The 17,232-nt window shown below is 41.7% G+C and carries 12 protein-coding genes; 6 read left to right on the top strand and 6 right to left on the bottom strand.

Annotation, left to right across the window (positions count from 1 at the left end):
- Positions 1-419 precede the first annotated feature (419 nt).
- The 5 genes from Xentx_RS05010 to mtnN form a co-directional block, all read right to left on the bottom strand.
- Positions 420-593 carry a tautomerase family protein gene (locus Xentx_RS05010; RefSeq protein WP_074019268.1) on the bottom strand — a complete coding sequence of 58 codons (174 nt, stop codon included), beginning with the start codon at positions 591-593 and terminating at the stop codon, positions 420-422.
- Positions 594-725: 132 nt separating this feature from the next.
- Positions 726-2,600 carry an FAD/NAD(P)-binding protein gene (locus Xentx_RS05015; protein ID WP_074019180.1) on the bottom strand — a complete coding sequence of 625 codons (1,875 nt, stop codon included), beginning with the start codon at positions 2,598-2,600 and terminating at the stop codon, positions 726-728.
- Positions 2,601-2,862: 262 nt separating this feature from the next.
- Positions 2,863-3,393 carry a YbfB/YjiJ family MFS transporter gene (locus Xentx_RS05020; protein ID WP_083600878.1) on the bottom strand — a complete coding sequence of 177 codons (531 nt, stop codon included), beginning with the start codon at positions 3,391-3,393 and terminating at the stop codon, positions 2,863-2,865.
- 450 nt (positions 3,394-3,843) lie between these two features.
- Positions 3,844-4,689 (bottom strand): vitamin B12 ABC transporter substrate-binding protein BtuF, encoded by an 846-nt coding sequence (gene btuF, locus Xentx_RS05025; protein WP_083600879.1) that lies wholly within the window; start codon positions 4,687-4,689, stop codon positions 3,844-3,846.
- Between the two features lie 27 nt (positions 4,690-4,716).
- On the bottom strand, positions 4,717-5,415 hold the full coding sequence (mtnN, locus tag Xentx_RS05030) for a 5'-methylthioadenosine/S-adenosylhomocysteine nucleosidase (RefSeq protein WP_074019182.1): 699 nt from the start codon (positions 5,413-5,415) through the stop codon (positions 4,717-4,719).
- A gap of 135 nt (positions 5,416-5,550) precedes the next feature.
- On the opposite strand from mtnN, the gene dgt reads away from it, so the two are divergent.
- Entirely contained in the window at positions 5,551-7,086 is a 1,536-nt protein-coding gene (gene dgt / locus Xentx_RS05035; protein WP_074019183.1) for a dGTPase, read from the top strand.
- Here dgt and Xentx_RS05040 read toward each other — a convergent pair.
- Entirely contained in the window at positions 7,076-9,439 is a 2,364-nt protein-coding gene (locus Xentx_RS05040; protein ID WP_074019184.1) for an ATP-binding protein, read from the bottom strand. The genes dgt and Xentx_RS05040 overlap by 11 nt on opposite strands.
- Before the next feature lie 53 nt (positions 9,440-9,492).
- Here Xentx_RS05040 and rlmD point away from each other — a divergent pair, with 53 nt between their 5' ends.
- From rlmD to eno, 5 genes are all read left to right on the top strand, one after another.
- On the top strand, positions 9,493-10,830 hold the full coding sequence (gene rlmD, locus Xentx_RS05045) for a 23S rRNA (uracil(1939)-C(5))-methyltransferase RlmD (protein ID WP_074019270.1): 1,338 nt from the start codon (positions 9,493-9,495) through the stop codon (positions 10,828-10,830).
- Positions 10,831-10,839: 9 nt separating this feature from the next.
- Positions 10,840-13,077, top strand: a complete 2,238-nt coding sequence (gene relA, locus Xentx_RS05050; protein WP_074019185.1) for a GTP diphosphokinase — start codon at positions 10,840-10,842, stop codon at positions 13,075-13,077.
- A 17-nt stretch (positions 13,078-13,094) separates the two neighbouring features.
- On the top strand, positions 13,095-13,886 hold the full coding sequence (gene mazG / locus Xentx_RS05055) for a nucleoside triphosphate pyrophosphohydrolase (RefSeq protein WP_074019186.1): 792 nt from the start codon (positions 13,095-13,097) through the stop codon (positions 13,884-13,886).
- 258 nt (positions 13,887-14,144) lie between these two features.
- Positions 14,145-15,782, top strand: a complete 1,638-nt coding sequence (pyrG, locus tag Xentx_RS05065; protein ID WP_074019188.1) for a glutamine hydrolyzing CTP synthase — start codon at positions 14,145-14,147, stop codon at positions 15,780-15,782.
- A gap of 101 nt (positions 15,783-15,883) precedes the next feature.
- A complete protein-coding gene (gene eno / locus Xentx_RS05070; RefSeq protein WP_074019189.1) occupies positions 15,884-17,185 on the top strand; it encodes a phosphopyruvate hydratase in 1,302 nt (433 codons plus the stop codon).
- The last annotated feature ends 47 nt before the right edge of the window (positions 17,186-17,232 follow it).

The raw sequence follows: 17,232 nt of genomic DNA on the forward strand, positions 1-17,232 counted from the left end.
GTTCTTTTTCTTTGATTGTCAGGAGATATTTAGTGACCAATATGATGATTTAGTATCATTGCTTCTACGAAAAAACTATTACTTTAGACTATTATACCAAAGCCAATGCTATCAAATATTATATGGGATAAATTAGTTATCTTGATGTGACAATGGGGAATTGTGTATTATAAAGAATAATATTACTTAACTGAAATATTATATTGTTAATAATTGGGGGTAAATAACTTTATGTTTTTATCTTTACTAGTTTTATACTGTTGTGGTTAGCTCTCAACTATTAGCCATTCTGGATCATGAACTCAATATTCAGATGAGAGCTAATAAACTCACAACAGTATCTATTACGATCAGTTACAGAGGTTATTAATATAAAAATTGATAATTAATATTTGAAACTAATTACATTATCTCTTTCTTCATTCTGTTACAGGTACTCCTCCTATTCCCCAATTGTCATCAATGACAACAATAGTGGTTTTGGGATTTTTGTTGAGGATATCTACTAATAATTGAGTTGCTCCTTCCATTAGTTTTTTCTTTTGATTAGCGGTAACACCTTCATTAGTTATTTTAATATTAACGTATGGGATAATAATATCCTTTGTTATTACATTAACTGTATATAATAATTGCATTATATATTCATGATAATTATAAAATTACCATAAAAACTATTTTATATTATCAAATTAAGTCAATATCTGTTTTGTTTATTATAGATATTAGTATAAAACACTCATGGATTCTCCATTTTCATAATTGATTGATTCTTTTATTTGATTATACATATCAATTACAATGTGCCCTGCATCTCTGATTGCTCGTGAGTTAACAAAAGGCCTTGGTAATACATAAGTATAGAAATTAGGACCTTCAATAATATTACCCAGAGCCCATATATTATCTATACTGATACCATTTTGTGCAATCGGATGCATATTACGATCAATATCAATACCTCCGCAATGATAGTTACCATTCATAAATGGTCTTATCATTCTTTGATTATTCAAATTGAATATTAAAGCCGAATTATCAGTGCATGGTGAAAAAGTGTCTAGTCTGGCTTTAATTAATATATCAGTTTTTACAATACTAACTTCTTTTTCAAATTTGGTATAAATCTCAAAACAAGCGTCTTGATCGTTTAATATTAGATGAGATGAAGGCCCACCGGCTAATTTTATAATTCCAAGATCCATAAGAGATTTTAGTTGTTGATTTCTCTCTTTGGGTGGACCAACAGCGATTCTATTCATTATTGGGCAGTAATGCTCAATAAAAAGTTTATGTGAATCAGGAGTTAGTCCGCAAAAGTCTACAGCATCACGCAAAATATCTCTTATATCTCTGATAATATCTGTTGCTGCTTTAGTTGCTCCTTTTACGTTCCCTTTTTCTGCTTCTGTAATATCTTCACTTAAATAATCTAAAAACCAATGTGTATAATCTTCCAATGATAAGAATCTTTTTCCTTGATGTGGATAAAGCAAATGTTTAATGTATTTTTCGTCTTCAATACTAATTTTATAAGAATTAATATCTAACCAGTGTCCTTCTAAAGTGCTTCGATAAACATAGCACATCTCTTTAAGTAATAAAGGTAAAAGTTGATTTTCAAAATCTATTTTTATAGATCCATTTTTTAAGTTATTTAAAACTATTTTTTTTATTTCTTTATCCGTAAAAAAAGATGGCTTATATTGCCCACTTATGCCTTTTTGGTTAACCCCTCGTCCACTAAAAGGCAGAACATATCTTGAATGAATAAAAATTGATGGTTCATTACCGCTAGGTGTATAAATTAGTTTTCCATTTTCTTTATGGAATTTTCCTCCTCTTCCTTGCGTCAAATGAGAAATTATATCATATGCTGTTAAACCAATACCTTGTATCAATACTCTGGAATCAGATGGAATATCTGTTAAATTGATTATTGGATAAGGATTGTTTCTATATTCTAGTTTGGTGTTTTTAATTTTGTTTGAACTGACAAATTGTTTAATCTGATAATCTTTTATCGAGGGTAAATTTTTCCCATGTCCTGTCGTTAAGAAAACAAAATCAACTATCAGATCAGAAATGAACTTGTCTTCAAAATGAATTTCAATTTTCTTATTTTCTTTTAAAATCAAATTAATCGCTTTGTTTTTTATATGAGTTAATTTTATATTCTTATTGCAATGTGCTGAGAGATAATCATATGTCCAGGAAAGATATCGTCCTAGTAAATAACGAGGTAAGTATTCATTAGGTTCTATAGGAACCCCTAGATTTTTTGATTTTAAATAACTACCATCTACATTACGATACCCTTGTTCTTGAGTCCAATCATAAAAATTAGGGCCAGTAATAATTGGACCAGATGTTTTTATCGTATGGTCCCCAAACATGGTTATTTGACAAGCAACGGTATTAACCAATAAATGTTCAGGTTGTTCTATATCATGAGAACCAACACCTATATTATTCGGTTCAATTAACAAAACTTCAATGTTTTCATATTGCTGGTATATTGGATGAAGTGCTATAATACGTTCTAAAATACTTAGCCCTCTGGGGCCTAATCCAATAATTGCAATTTTTTTATTAGACATGATTTTCCTCATTGTGGAATATAATTATGTTATATAAAATAATTATTCCTGTTTTTTCTAAAATATATAAATGAATAGAAATGCATATAATTACTGACGTAATAAAGTTTTTTAGCTAGGGATATTACTAATTTTTATTTTGTATAAAAGCAGTGCCAAATCTTATAAAGTTTAAGATAGTAAGTGATTTTTTTTGGTGTAAATGATATTTAAATGAATAAGTGTTAAAATAGCTATAATTCCATAAATTATCCATAATAAATTAGATATCTCCAGGATTATCACCTGACAACATTCCAAACCATGCACCAAAATAAATTGACGTAATAATACAGTGTTCAGTATACTGCAATATATTTTTTGAACTGCAAGTTATCATCACTGCATTGCCAATGCCAGAAAGAAACCTGTTGGCTACCATACGGGATTTATTATAAATACTTAATACAGTAAATAACAGAAAAAATGTTATAATAGAAAATGATAATAGTAATTCTTTAAGGGTTTTATGGCAATAAAATGCTGAGAATAAAAATAATAAACTTCCTAAAATATAATTGATGAAATTTGTACTGATAATATAGGGTGACTGCTTAAAATTTAACATGTCGTCATCAGGTATATCAGGCAAGAGAGAAGTATTATAGAGAAAGCAACCTAATCCCATCTCAGATACTAAAATAATTATTACATAAAATACAGAATATATGCTCTTCAAAGGAATCCTATGATTTAGCATTTCATAACCCCATCTTCCTGTCATAGCAACAATAAGTATATTAGAATAATTCATATTAGAAAGTAGGCCGAAAGATAAATGTTTATTATCAATATGTCAATAAATAATGTTATTCATATTTGAGTTCCATAGTTAGAAGGAAATTTAAGTGAAATGCATTACATTTATTGCTTTTTATTATTATTGAAAATAATTTCATTTCTTTATTATTGATGTAGGTAAGTATGAGTTTGTTTTTCTGATTTTATTTGTTTCCATTTTTATAAATGTATCGTGCTATTTAAAAAATAAAATATTTAAATAAGATAATATTGCAATTTAATAAATGAAATATCATAATTATTTTTAATGAAATTATATTCCAAATTTGCAAATAGTTTAAATCAAGAAATTAGGGATGAGTGTACGAGAGATGCTGTAATTATCTGCTTATTTGTCACCGCATCCGAGGCCAATGCTCATGACATGCTGAAAAAACGCACTGAGATGAAAAGATAGATTATTTTAGTTGGGATGGTTCAACTGATTACAAAGTTGTTCTGCCGCTAAAATAATCCTCGGTCCTGCACGGCTAAACCAGTCATCGTTCAGCGCGATAATAGTGACATTAATTTGTGGTCGCCAAAAATCTGTAACCTGCTGTTTTTGTTCTTCCGTTCCGCCTATGATGATCACTTCTGGTTTGCGGGTAAATACTTGCTCACGGTTGACCTGTGGCCATGGGACGGGGCTATCAGCGAAAATATTTTTACCGCCACATACCGAGACAATTTCACTTTGGATGGTATGGCTAGAGGAAGTAAAAATCGGGTGCATACCAAACTGCAAGAACACGGGTTTAGGGTTCTGGTTGGCGTATTTTTGTTTTAATTGATTGAACTTATCACGAATATCTGTGGCTGATTTCTTAGCCATATCGGGATGTGGACTATAGGCAGCCAGTCGTTCCAGTTCTGACGCAACATCTTCTACATTTTTCACATCCGAATAAAAAATGGGGATGCCGAAAGCAGCGAGTTGTTCCAGAGGACGTTGGGGATTACCGCCACGCCATGCCAAAATCAGGTCAGGTTTCAGAGCGATAATCCGTTCAACATTGATGCCTTGCCAATCAGCAACTTGTTCTAACTTTTTAGCTGCTTCGGGATAATTGGAGTAAGCGCTAACAGCGATAAGCTGGTCGCCCAGCCCCGCAGCATATGCCAGCTCTGTCGTTGATGGTGCAAGGCTAATAACACGGGAAGCGGCCGCATAAAGTGGAGCACTGAAACCACACCAAAAGCTATACAAAAGGAATAAGAATGCCAGACAAATTGAACGGCAAAAGATAGTTTTCAACAATGATTGCATTATCAATGCTCCACTTTACATGATGGACTACTGTTTACTCAGTTCGGTCAGCATGGCATTGACCATCCGTGTTGATTCACGCGCCGCGACAACTAAAAATTCATCAAAACTGATATGGGATTCTTGATCGGCAACATCAGAAATCGCACGAACGACAACAAAGGGGATGTTATATTGATGGCAAACATGACCAATGGCCGCGGCTTCCATTTCAACCGCAGCAACTTTCGGGAAGGTGGCTCGAATGCGTGCTAATGGCTCTGAACCATTGATAAAGGCATCGCCGCTGCAAACCAGACCACGAACGGCATTCAGGTTGAGGGATTGGATACATTTTTCGGCCAAGGCGATCAATTTATCGTCAGCAATAAATGAGGCTGGACATTGCGCCATTTGTCCCGGCTCATAGCCGAAAGCAGTAAGATCGGCGTCATGGTAGCGAACTTCTTCGGAAACCACGATATCCCCCACTTTCAGTTGAGGATCAAGGCCACCTGCTGAACCCGTGTTAATCACGATATCTGGCTGGCAATGCTCAATCAACAAGGTGGTTCCAAGTGCGGAGGAAACTTTACCAATACCAGATTTCAACAAGGCGATATCAACGCCATTCAGTTTGCCGGTATAAATTTCGCATCCACCTCGTGACAATGTTTGCAGACCTTCAATCTGGTCACGCAATAAAGTCACTTCTTGTTCCATTGCACCTATTACACCTATTTTCATTGTGTCATACTCGCTTGTTATTAATGGATTGATGCCTATATTAAAAGGCTAATTTAATCGGCAAGTGTATCATTGAATAGCTATTTACCGCAGATTCCAATTCTAAATAATCGTTTCATTTAGTATGGGGGATTAATGTCTAAGATTGATTTCAAGCAGAAGTTGAATTACCAACGTAAGTTCAGTAAATCTTCCATTCATCCCGATGATGAAGAGCAAGTGATTCGCCAATTTGAAAGCGATCGGGGGCGGATCATCAACTCAGCCGCTATTCGGCGGTTGCAACAGAAAACACAGGTATTTCCACTGGAACGTAATGCGGCAGTACGCAGTCGGCTGACGCATTCGCTCGAAGTACAGCAAATAGGGCGTTATATATCAAAAACAATTATCGCGGAGCTGGCAAAGCAGAACTTATTGGAAAAATATGGGCTGAGTGATCGCTTACTTGCTTTTGAAAGCCTGGTTGAGATGGCTTGTCTGATGCATGATATTGGTAATCCCCCATTTGGCCATTTTGGCGAGGCAGCGATTAAAGATTGGTTCTCCCGCCGATTAGATCCTGACTATTCGCTCCATACGCTGAAAACGGAGAATAGGCAGGATGCCTGTAAGGTTGCGGCATTGCGCCTGACGGGAGAAGATAAGAAAGATCTATTTCGCCGACAATTGCGTAGAGATTTATGTCAGTTTGAAGGTAATGCCCAGGCTATCCGTCTGGCACATAATCTGCTGCGTTTGAATCTCACTTATGCCCAGATTGGTTGCATATTGAAATATACCTGTCCGGCCTATCGTCTGGAAGAGACGCCTGCTGAATTCAGTTACCTGATGAAGAAAATAGGTTACTACTGGTCAGAAGAGAGCTTTATCCGTGAATTGAAAAAAGAACTGCAAATGGAAGATTTCTGTCGCTTTCCGCTGACATACATTATGGAAGCCGCAGATGATATTTCATATTGCATTGCAGATTTGGATGATGCGGTTGAAAAGGGCATTTTTAACGTCGAACAACTGGTGGAATATCTGAAAAAAGAGTGGGAAGAAAACGGAGGATACGGAAAAGGTGATTTATTCGAATCTACGGTGATACAAGCCTACAAGAAAACCACCAATAACGAAGTCCGTCGTAATATCCACGAACAATTTTTCATGTATTTACGGGTGTTTATTACCGGTAAATTGGTGCCTTATACCGCCAAATTGTTTATTGAACACCTGCCTGAAATCTATGCAGGTACATTTAATCACGCCCTGTTGGAAGGAAATGGGGAAGAACATCGTTTGTTGAAAACCTTAAAGAATGTCACCCGTAAACGGGTTTTCAATCATCCTGAAGTGGAAGAATTGGAGTTACAGGGATACCGAATTATTACCGGATTGCTGGATGTATATAGCCCTTTGCTGGAGTTACCTCGTCAGGATTTTATGGAACTGAACCAAAATAATTTCCACAAACAATATTTTATTGAAACGCGCTTGCTGCACAAACTTTCGACCAAACATCGTTTAGCTTATGGTGAGGCCGTGGAAGGTATTGTTGCCACTGATGAAGCCGAAAAAGAGGTGATTGAGTTTTATTATCGAGCACGTCTTATTCAGGACTATATCAGTGGCATGACGGATAATTATGCTTACGAAGAATATCGTAAATTTATGGTCACAAAGTAACGGATTCAAGTAGCATGGTAGCCTCAAGTATATCGGGAGCGGCTGCCATTACGTGATTGATTTCGTCCATGAATTCCAATAATTCAGGCTCCAGATCGGCCAGGGCAACCCCTTGTTGCAGTAGTTTTTCAACCAATTCGCAAATTGCTTTCAGTTTAGGAACACCGTTGTAGCAACAACTGCCGTGTAATTGGTGGACATGATGCTGAAAATGTTTGCGGATTGCTTCACCATCGGCAGTCAGGGCTTGTTTAATCATACTTTTCATGTCAGGCAGTGATTTTATCAGCATTTCTAGCATCTCCCGCGCCAATGATGCTTTGCCTGCGGTCTTCTGCAATGCCATCTCCCAGTTAATGGCTTGTGGTTTTTTCTGCCGGCAATATTGGTTCAGTAATGTTTTCAGGCAGTTTTCATCCAGGGGCTTGGAAAGACAGTCAATAAATGGGGCATTCTTTGCCTCGTGGCAGGCAAAGGCAGTAACAGCCACAATTGGTGTCTCTTTATGTTGGGGTATTTGTTGGATTTGCTCAGACGTTTGGATACCATCCATATCCGCCATCTGAATATCCATCAAAATCAGATCCAGCGAATGTTGTTTTGCTATTTCCAGCGCTTCTATGCCATTACTGCACAGAAAGGTGTTTTCAACGAGTTCATTCAACAGTGTGCCGATCAGTTTCAGGTTAGCAGGATTATCGTCCACTGCCATAACCGTCATGGGTAAATGCGATGATGCTGAACAGATTGACAGATGCTCTGGCAATGATCCGAATGAATATTCATCTTTTTCCAGCCAGATATCAAAATAAAATACCGTTCCTTTAGCGACTTCACTAGTAAAGTCAATTTCTCCTTTCATTTCACTGACCAGTCGCTTAGTGATGCTTAATCCTAGTCCGGTTCCCCCGTAATGGCGGGTAATGCTGGCATCTGCTTGATTGAAGGCCTGGAACAGAATTGGGCGGTATTCTGGTTTAATACCAATACCTGTATCAGTCACAGTAAAATCGATCTGTATAAGATGGTGTTGCTGCTGGCGTAATTTGATATCCAGCATCACGCTGCCTTTATCTGTGAATTTAATGGCATTACCAATCAGGTTAGTCAGTATTTGCTGTAAGCGAATGGGATCACCAATCATCAGATTGGGTAACTTATCATCAATATGGTGATGCAGGGGAAGATTTTTCGCGTTGGCAGCAGGCGTTAGCAGTTCAATAACTTCATTGACGGTATCTCTTAATAGAAAAGGCACTTGATCCAATACCAGTTTATTGGATTCCAGCCGTGAGAAGTCCAGAATGTCATTAATGATTTTCAGCAGGTTATTGGCCGATCTGTCAATGACATACAGATACTCCATCTGTTGTGGTGTAATGGGGGTTTTCAACACTTGACGGGTAAAGCCAATGACTCCATTAAGCGGGGTGCGTAATTCATGGGACATATTGGCCAGAAATTCTGTTTTGATCCTGACTGCTTCTTGCGCGCGTTTTTTGGCGATAGTCAGTTCAACGTTCTGGATTTCTAACTGCTCCATCGTAATTTGCAGGTCGGAAGTGGCTTGATCAATATGAAGCTGCATCTCATTTTTGTATTTCGAGAGCGATTCTGCCACGGTGTTGATACCATTCTGGAGAGCAGCCAATTCCCCAGGCATGGCACCTGTCACGCGGCTGTTCAGTTGTCCCTGCCGGATGCGATCAACGGCTTTAACCATGCAATTCAGGGGTTGAGTGACTTTGCGTACCAGAACATGGGCAAACAGTGCCGTTCCCCCAAGGCACAAAATCAATAGGATAATGGAGGTGGCAATCTCTTTATATTGCTGGAGCTGGGCAGCGCGTAAGTCCAAATCAATCGCAATGTAGCCAATCGGTTGGGTAATGGGCAGCGTATCGCTGGTGGAATTGTGCCAAGGATTAGGAGAGGCGGTTTCTGAGATAATGGGCATCTTCAGAATGATATTGTTGCCATATTCTGTTTTGGATAGCGTTGTAGGTATGGATTCGTTGGAAGCAAGTTTCAGGCAATTGACATTATACTTGTTATTTGAAATCTCGAATAATTTATTATGTTCATCGAAGATCGCAATTGCCCTGACAATTTCAGAGTTTCGGCGATGCAGGCTGTTTATCAATGAGTTGACTCGCTGGCGATTCTCCAGATTAATGCCAATCTCGCTGGCGATAGATAATGGTTCAATAATGCTGATCCCACTACGGACTATCAGGCTCTTCAACTCGTAATAGCGGTATGAGATAAATGATATACTCACAAGCGTTCCGACCAGTAAAACAGGAACCAATATCAGGCTCATCATACGGGTGCGTAGGCTATATTTGGTCATAGGCGTCCATTGTGGGAAAATCACAACTCAATTTTTCAAAGTCAGTCAGAATCATGGTGCAATTTTACTCCCCAAATCGTCGCTCCGTAAACCGAGGCATTATTTCCGTTACCGCAGATAACCTTGATGCACAAGGGCAAGGCATTGCTCGTCATCAGGGAAAAACTGTCTTTATTCCAGGATTATTGCCGGATGAGCAGGCACAGATCCAACTGACAGAAGAAAAACGCCAGTTTGCTAAAGCAAAAGTTGTGAAAAGGCTATCAGATAGCCCGCATCGCGTAGCACCTCACTGCCCACATTTTAAAGTGTGTGGCGGGTGCCAACAGCAGCACGTTGCCGCTGAGCTGCAAGTTAAAACTAAGGCCAGTGTACTGGAACACCTGATCCAGCGAGAAACAGGCATTAGCATCAGTGCACATCCCATTATTCGCAGCCCAGAATATGGTTATCGGCGCAGGGTCAGGCTCGGTCTGCAATATCACGCCAAGCAACGTACATTATTGATGGGGTTTCGCCAGAGCCAATCTAACGATTTGGTGAATATTAAACACTGTCCAGTGATGCGTCCTGAATTGGAACAATTATTACACCCGCTGTACCAATGCCTGAATAGCTTGCATGCGGTAAAACGATTAGGGCACGTGGAATTGGTATTGGCTGATAGTGGACCATTAGTCGTGTTGCGCCATCTTGCTCCACTTAAGCAGGAAGATAAGGAAATACTGTGCGTTTTTTCGGTACAGTACAATGTAGCGATTTATCTGCTTGGTGATGAAAAATCCCTTGAACCGTTGATGGAAGGGCAAACAGCACCGTGGTATCAGGTGAATGGGTTGAAATTGGTGTTCAGTCCACAAGATTTTATTCAGGTAAATGACGTCGTTAACCAAAAAATGGTCGCACAGGCATTGGAGTGGCTGGATTTACAACCAACAGATAGAGTATTAGATCTGTTTTGTGGCATGGGAAACTTTACCCTGCCGATCGCCACTCAAGTACAGGCAACCGTGGGTGTAGAAGGGGTTGCTGAGCTGGTAGCAAGTGGGCAATATAACGCTCGGCTCAATAAACTTAATAACGTCGATTTTTTTCATGAAAATCTGGAATCGGATATTCACCAGCAGCCTTGGGCAGCACAAGGGTTCAATAAAGTGTTGCTGGATCCCGCTCGCGCTGGTGCGGCGGGTGTTATGGCACATATTGTAAAATTGGCCCCCGAAAAAGTGGTTTACGTTTCCTGTAACCCCACAACACTCGCGCGGGACAGCAAGGTCTTGTTGGAGGCAGGTTATCATCTTGTCAGTGTGCGGATGCTGGATATGTTTCCGCACACAGGCCATCTAGAGTCCATGGCGCTGTTTAGCAGTGAGCCAATGGAGATCGAGTAGGGAGAAATTATGGTTGCGGTAAGAAGTGCGCATCTCACACCGGCAGGTGAATTTGCGGTCGATAAGTGGATCGCGAGTTTAAACATTACTAACCCACAATCCAATGAAAAGTTGGTCGAAACCTGGCGATATTGTCACGAAAAAGTTCAGGGTCACCCCAATGCGGAATTGTTGCTATGGCGCGGTGTGGAAATGGTGGAGATCCTGTCTACATTGAGCATGGATAATGACAGTATGCGTGCTGCGCTACTTTTTCCCATCCTTAATGCCAAGCTACTCGATAGCGAAACAGTGACAGAAACATTTGGTAAGGCCATCACGAATCTGGTGCATGGTGTATTGGAAATGGATGCCATTCGCCAACTGAAAGCCACTCATACCGATGCGACTTGTTCGGTACAGGTCGACAATGTTCGCCGGATGTTGCTGGCGATGGTGGAAGATTTTCGTTGTGTGATTATTAAACTGGCAGAACGCATTGCCCATTTGCGGGAAGTGAAAGATGCCAGTGAAGATGAGCGGGTGCTGGCTGCCAAAGAGTGTTCCAATATCTATGCTCCTCTTGCCAATCGGCTGGGAATTGGACAGCTAAAATGGGAGCTGGAAGATTTCTGTTTCCGTTACTTACATCCCGATGAATATAAGAAAATTGCCAGGTTATTGCATGAGCGCCGAATTGATCGTGAGCAGTATATCGAGAAATTTGTGACCACTTTGCGTAAGTATATGCTGAAAGAAGGGGTTCGTGCTGAAATATATGGGCGTCCGAAGCATATTTATAGCATTTGGCGCAAAATGCAGAAAAAATCCCTCTCCTTTGATGAATTGTTTGACGTGCGTGCTGTGCGGATTGTTGTCGAGCGTTTGCAGGATTGCTACGCAGCGCTGGGGATAGTGCATACTCACCATCGTCATTTGCCGGATGAATTCGACGATTACGTTGCCAACCCGAAACCGAATGGTTATCAGTCTATCCATACCGTCGTTTTGGGGCCTAATGGCAAAACGCTTGAGATCCAGATACGTACCCGCCAGATGCATGATGATGCGGAACTTGGCGTAGCAGCGCATTGGAAATACAAAGAAGGCACTGCACTTGGTGGTGGTAAATCCGGCAGTTATGAAAGCCGTATAGCATGGCTGCGAAAATTGATTGCATGGCAAGAGGAAATGGCGGATACCGGCGAAATGCTGGATGAAGTGCGTAGTCAGGTATTTGATGATCGCGTTTATGTCTTTACGCCAAAAGGGGATGTCATTGATTTGCCAATTGGCTCTACGCCGTTGGATTTTGCCTATCACATTCACAGTGATGTCGGCCATCGTTGCATTGGGGCAAAAATTGGCGGACGCATCGTACCATTCAGCTATCAGCTTCAGATGGGCGATCAGATTGAAATCATTACCCAGAAACAACCAAATCCAAGCCGTGACTGGTTGAACCCTAACCTTGGCTATGTGACGACCAGCCGTGGACGCGCAAAAATCCACAATTGGTTCCGTAAGCAAGATCGTGATAAAAACATCATTGCCGGCCGCCAGATGCTGGACAATGAGTTGGCACATTTGGGACTCACGGTCAAGGAAGCAGAGAAGGAACTGATAGCCCGTTATAACGTCCACTCGTTGGAGGAAGTATTAGCGGGCATTGGTGTTGGTGATATCCGCATCCACCAGTTAGTGAATTTCCTGCAAAGCAAATTCAATAAAATTACGGCAGAAGAAGAAGATCGCGAGGCGCTTCGCAACCTGGAGAACAAAACCTATACACCACGTAATACCAGCAAAGATAATGGCCGTATTGTCGTGGAAGGGGTAGGTAACTTAATGCACCACATTGCCCGTTGCTGCCAGCCTATCCCGGGTGATGAGATTATTGGATTTATCACACGCGGGCGCGGGATCTCCATCCACCGTGCTGATTGTGATCAGTTGGCGGAACTCGAAGCCAGTTCACCGGAACGGATAGTCGATGCAGTGTGGGGGGAGAGTTATTCTAGCGGCTATTCACTTGTGGTACGCGTTGTTGCCAATGACCGCAGTGGATTATTGCGTGACATCACGACCATCCTCGCCAATGAGAAAATTAATGTCTTGGGCGTCAGCAGCCGCAGTGATGTTAAGCAACAGCTTGCAACTATTGATATGAACATTGAGATTTATAATTTGCAAGTGCTTGGGCGGGTATTGGCGAAACTCAATCAGTTGTCTGATGTGATTGAAGCCAGACGTTTGCACGGTAATTGATTAATGCATGGATTAAGATGAAACCGAACTCTATTGAACGACTAAAGGGGATTATGGCGCAGTTGCGCCATCCCCAGAATGGCTGTCCTTGGGACAAAGTACAAACCTCCGCTACGATTGCCCCTTATACATTGGAAGAGACCTATGAAGTGCTTGATGCGATTGAGCGCAATGATGTCAACGCCTTAAAAGAAGAGCTAGGGGATCTGTTATTTCATATTGTATTTTATGCCCAGATGGCTCAGGAGCAGCAACAGTTTGATTTTGGCGATATCTGTGGGGCGGTATGTGACAAATTGGAGCGCCGTCATCCTCATATCTTCAATCAACAAGTGGGTATCAGCAGTGAAGAGGCAATAGGCAGTTGGGAACAACGTAAGGCCGCAGAAAGGGCTGAGAAAGATCAGCATTCGGTACTGGATGATATTCCTGCCAGTTTACCAGCCCTGATGAAGGCTTATAAAATCCAGAAACGCTGCGCTTCGGTCGGTTTTGATTGGGATACTATTGGCCCTGTGCTGGGCAAAGTCTATGAAGAAATTGATGAAGTCATGGACGAAGCGAAACAGGCGGTGGTTGATAAAGACAGATTGGAAGAAGAGTTGGGGGATTTACTGTTTTCGGTGGTTAATTTATCCCGTCACTTGGGGCATAAGCCGGAGATAGCACTACAAAAAGCCTGCCAGAAATTCGAGAATCGTTTCCGTAATGTCGAAAAACTGATCTTCGACAAAGGCTTGTCACTGGAAACGGCTACATTAGATGAAATGGAAGCGATGTGGCAGCGAGTGAAAAGTCAGAAGGTATAGCAATCACAAACCAGGTGGCATGGAAATAGCGAAAAGGATGTCGCTTAAACGGCTGAATAATCTGAGTCGGGTGAAAAAATTTCAAACCAATAACCTAATGAATTTAAAGAGAAAGAAGGGTGTTTGTTTCGCCGTGTTACTGTTTATGTGGCTCCTTACCCCATTTAGATGGTTTGTAGCGAAATTAAGGTTAGGGTATACTGCTTTCCCGTCCTGTTATATTCATCATCCTTTTAAACCTAAACTTTCAGGTTCAGCATGAAAACTAATTATATTTTTGTGACCGGCGGGGTCGTATCCTCTCTGGGTAAAGGCATTGCCGCAGCCTCCTTGGCGGCTATACTCGAAGCCCGTGGACTCAATGTCACCATTATGAAACTGGACCCGTATATCAACGTCGATCCAGGCACAATGAGCCCAACCCAACACGGGGAAGTTTTCGTTACCGAAGATGGCGCTGAAACTGATCTTGATTTAGGTCATTACGAACGTTTCATCCGAACCAAAATGACACGCCGCAATAACTTCACGACGGGTCGTGTCTATTCTGAAGTGCTGCGTAAAGAACGTCGTGGCGATTATTTGGGTGCAACTATTCAGGTTATTCCTCACATTACCAATGAAATCAAAGACCGCATCATCCGTGGTGCAGAAGGCCATGATGTTGTGTTGGTGGAAATCGGTGGTACTGTCGGTGATATCGAATCCCTGCCATTCCTTGAAGCGATTCGTCAGATGGCGGTGGAAGTAGGCCGTGAAAACACGCTGTTCATGCACCTGACTCTGGTGCCTTATATGGCCGCAGCGGGCGAAGTGAAAACTAAGCCGACCCAGCATTCCGTGAAAGAATTACTGTCTATTGGTATTCAGCCAGACGTATTGATCTGCCGTTCAGATCGCATCGTTCCTGCCAATGAGCGTGCAAAAATTGCGCTTTTCTGTAACGTACCAGAGAAAGCGGTTATCTCTTTAAAAGATGTTGATTCCATTTATAAAATTCCAGCCCTCTTGAAATCTCAGGGCTTAGATGATTATATTTGTAAACGATTCAGCATCGAATGCCCAGAAGCGGATCTGTCTGAATGGGAACAGGTCATTTATGAAGAAGCCAACCCATCGGGTGAAGTTACCATTGGGATGGTGGGTAAATACGTTGAACTGCCAGATGCGTACAAATCAGTGATTGAAGCACTGAAACATGGCGGGTTGAAAAATCGCCTGACGGTCAACATCAAGCTAATCGATTCGCAGGATGTTGAAACGCGTGGTGTTGACGTATTGAAAGGTCTGGATGCGATTCTGGTACCAGGTGGCTTCGGTGGCCGCGGTATCGAAGGCAAGATCATGACCGCACGTTATGCCCGTGAAAACAAGATCCCATATTTGGGAATTTGTTTGGGTATGCAGGTGGCTTTGATTGAATTCTCTCGCAATGTAGCGGGAATGGCTGAGGCTAACTCCACTGAATTCGATCCTGAATGTAAGTTGCCAGTTGTTGCTCTGATCACCGAATGGCGTGATGAGAACGGCAACGTAGAAGTACGTAGCGAAGAGAGCGATCTCGGCGGGACGATGCGCGTTGGTGGCCAATTGTGCCACCTGACTGAAAACAGTCTGGTACATAAACTTTATGGCCAGAATGACATCATTGAGCGTCATCGCCATCGTTATGAAGTGAATAATTTGCTGTTGCAACGCATTGAAGATGCAGGTTTGCGTATTGCTGGCCGTTCAGTCGACAACAAATTGGTGGAAATCATCGAGAACCCAGCGCATCCGTGGTTCGTGGCGTGTCAGTTCCACCCAGAATTCACTTCAACGCCTCGCGATGGTCATCCGCTATTTGCTGGCTTCGTCGAAGCTGCTGGCAAATATCAGAGAGGCCAGTTGAAATAAGATATGGGGCAATGGATTGATATTAAACCAATTACTTTTAAGAGAATGGCTTTTAGTTTCAATCTGTTGTCCTGAATTTAACTTGTACTGAGGAAAACCTAATGTCCAAAATCGTTAAAGTGCTTGGCCGTGAAATCATCGACTCCCGTGGTAACCCAACGGTAGAAGCAGAAGTACACCTGGAAGGGGGCTTTGTCGGCTTGGCTGCTGCGCCATCAGGTGCATCAACTGGTTCTCGTGAAGCGCTGGAACTGCGTGATGGCGATAAGTCTCGTTTTATGGGTAAAGGTGTATTGAAAGCAGTTTCTGCGGTTAACGGCCCGATTGCACAAGCTCTGGTCGGTCAGGATGCGAAAGATCAGGCCAACATCGACAAGATCATGATCGAGCTGGATGGTACTGAAAACAAGTCTAACTTCGGTGCTAATGCAATTTTGGCTGTTTCTCTCGCGAACGCCAAAGCCGCCGCCGCAGCGAAAGGTATGCCTCTATACGCGCACATCGCTGAGTTGAACGGTACTCCAGGTAAATTCTCCATGCCTCTGCCAATGATGAACATCATCAACGGTGGTGAACATGCAGACAACAACGTAGATATTCAAGAATTCATGATCCAGCCAGTTGGCGCAAGTACATTGAAAGAAGCTGTACGCATGGGTTCCGAAGTATTCCACAATCTGGCGAAGGTACTGAAAGCCAAAGGTATGAACACTGCGGTAGGTGATGAAGGTGGCTATGCGCCAAACCTGGAGTCTAACGCAGCAGCTTTGGCAGCAATCAAAGAAGCGGTTGAGAAAGCGGGTTACGTACTGGGTAAAGACATTACTCTGGCGATGGATTGCGCAGCTTCTGAATTCTATAACGAAGAAACTGGCAACTATGAACTGAAAGGCGAAGGTAAGACTTTCACCTCTCAGGAATTCACTCACTATCTGGAAGGACTGACCAAAGAATACCCAATCGTTTCCATCGAAGATGGCCTGAACGAATCTGATTGGGAAGGTTTTGCTTACCAGACTAAAGTGTTGGGTGACAAAATCCAATTGGTTGGTGACGATCTGTTTGTAACTAACACCAAGATCCTGAAAGAAGGTATCGAAAAAGGTATCGCAAACTCCATCCTGATCAAGTTCAACCAGATCGGTTCGTTGACTGAAACTCTGGCTGCAATCAAGATGGCAAAAGATGCAGGTTACACAGCGGTCATTTCTCACCGTTCTGGTGAAACTGAAGATGCAACTATTGCTGATCTGGCTGTTGGTACTGCTGCAGGTCAAATCAAAACGGGTTCTATGAGCCGTTCTGACCGTGTTGCTAAATACAACCAGTTGATCCGTATCGAAGAAGCACTGGGTAATCGTGCTCCTTTCAACGGCCTGAAAGAAGTGAAAGGCCAGGCATAGTTGTCTGTTTTTCCCTCAGAAAAGTAAATATTTTTTATGTTTCAGCG

This window comes from Xenorhabdus thuongxuanensis, from assembly GCF_001908095.1.
Lineage (GTDB): Bacteria > Pseudomonadota > Gammaproteobacteria > Enterobacterales > Enterobacteriaceae > Xenorhabdus > Xenorhabdus thuongxuanensis.

Coding starts and splice junctions, on each gene's coding strand:
- Xentx_RS05040 (WP_074019184.1), bottom strand. CDS start 9,439: ATGACCAAATATAGCCTACGCACCCGTATGATGAGCCTGATATTGGTT.
- dgt (WP_074019183.1), top strand. CDS start 5,551: ATGTCTAAGATTGATTTCAAGCAGAAGTTGAATTACCAACGTAAGTTC.
- mtnN (WP_074019182.1), bottom strand. CDS start 5,415: ATGAAAATAGGTGTAATAGGTGCAATGGAACAAGAAGTGACTTTATTG.
- pyrG (WP_074019188.1), top strand. CDS start 14,145: ATGAAAACTAATTATATTTTTGTGACCGGCGGGGTCGTATCCTCTCTG.
- btuF (WP_083600879.1), bottom strand. CDS start 4,689: ATGCAATCATTGTTGAAAACTATCTTTTGCCGTTCAATTTGTCTGGCA.
- mazG (WP_074019186.1), top strand. CDS start 13,095: ATGAAACCGAACTCTATTGAACGACTAAAGGGGATTATGGCGCAGTTG.
- eno (WP_074019189.1), top strand. CDS start 15,884: ATGTCCAAAATCGTTAAAGTGCTTGGCCGTGAAATCATCGACTCCCGT.
- rlmD (WP_074019270.1), top strand. CDS start 9,493: ATGGTGCAATTTTACTCCCCAAATCGTCGCTCCGTAAACCGAGGCATT.
- relA (WP_074019185.1), top strand. CDS start 10,840: ATGGTTGCGGTAAGAAGTGCGCATCTCACACCGGCAGGTGAATTTGCG.
- Xentx_RS05020 (WP_083600878.1), bottom strand. CDS start 3,393: ATGAATTATTCTAATATACTTATTGTTGCTATGACAGGAAGATGGGGT.
- Xentx_RS05015 (WP_074019180.1), bottom strand. CDS start 2,600: ATGTCTAATAAAAAAATTGCAATTATTGGATTAGGCCCCAGAGGGCTA.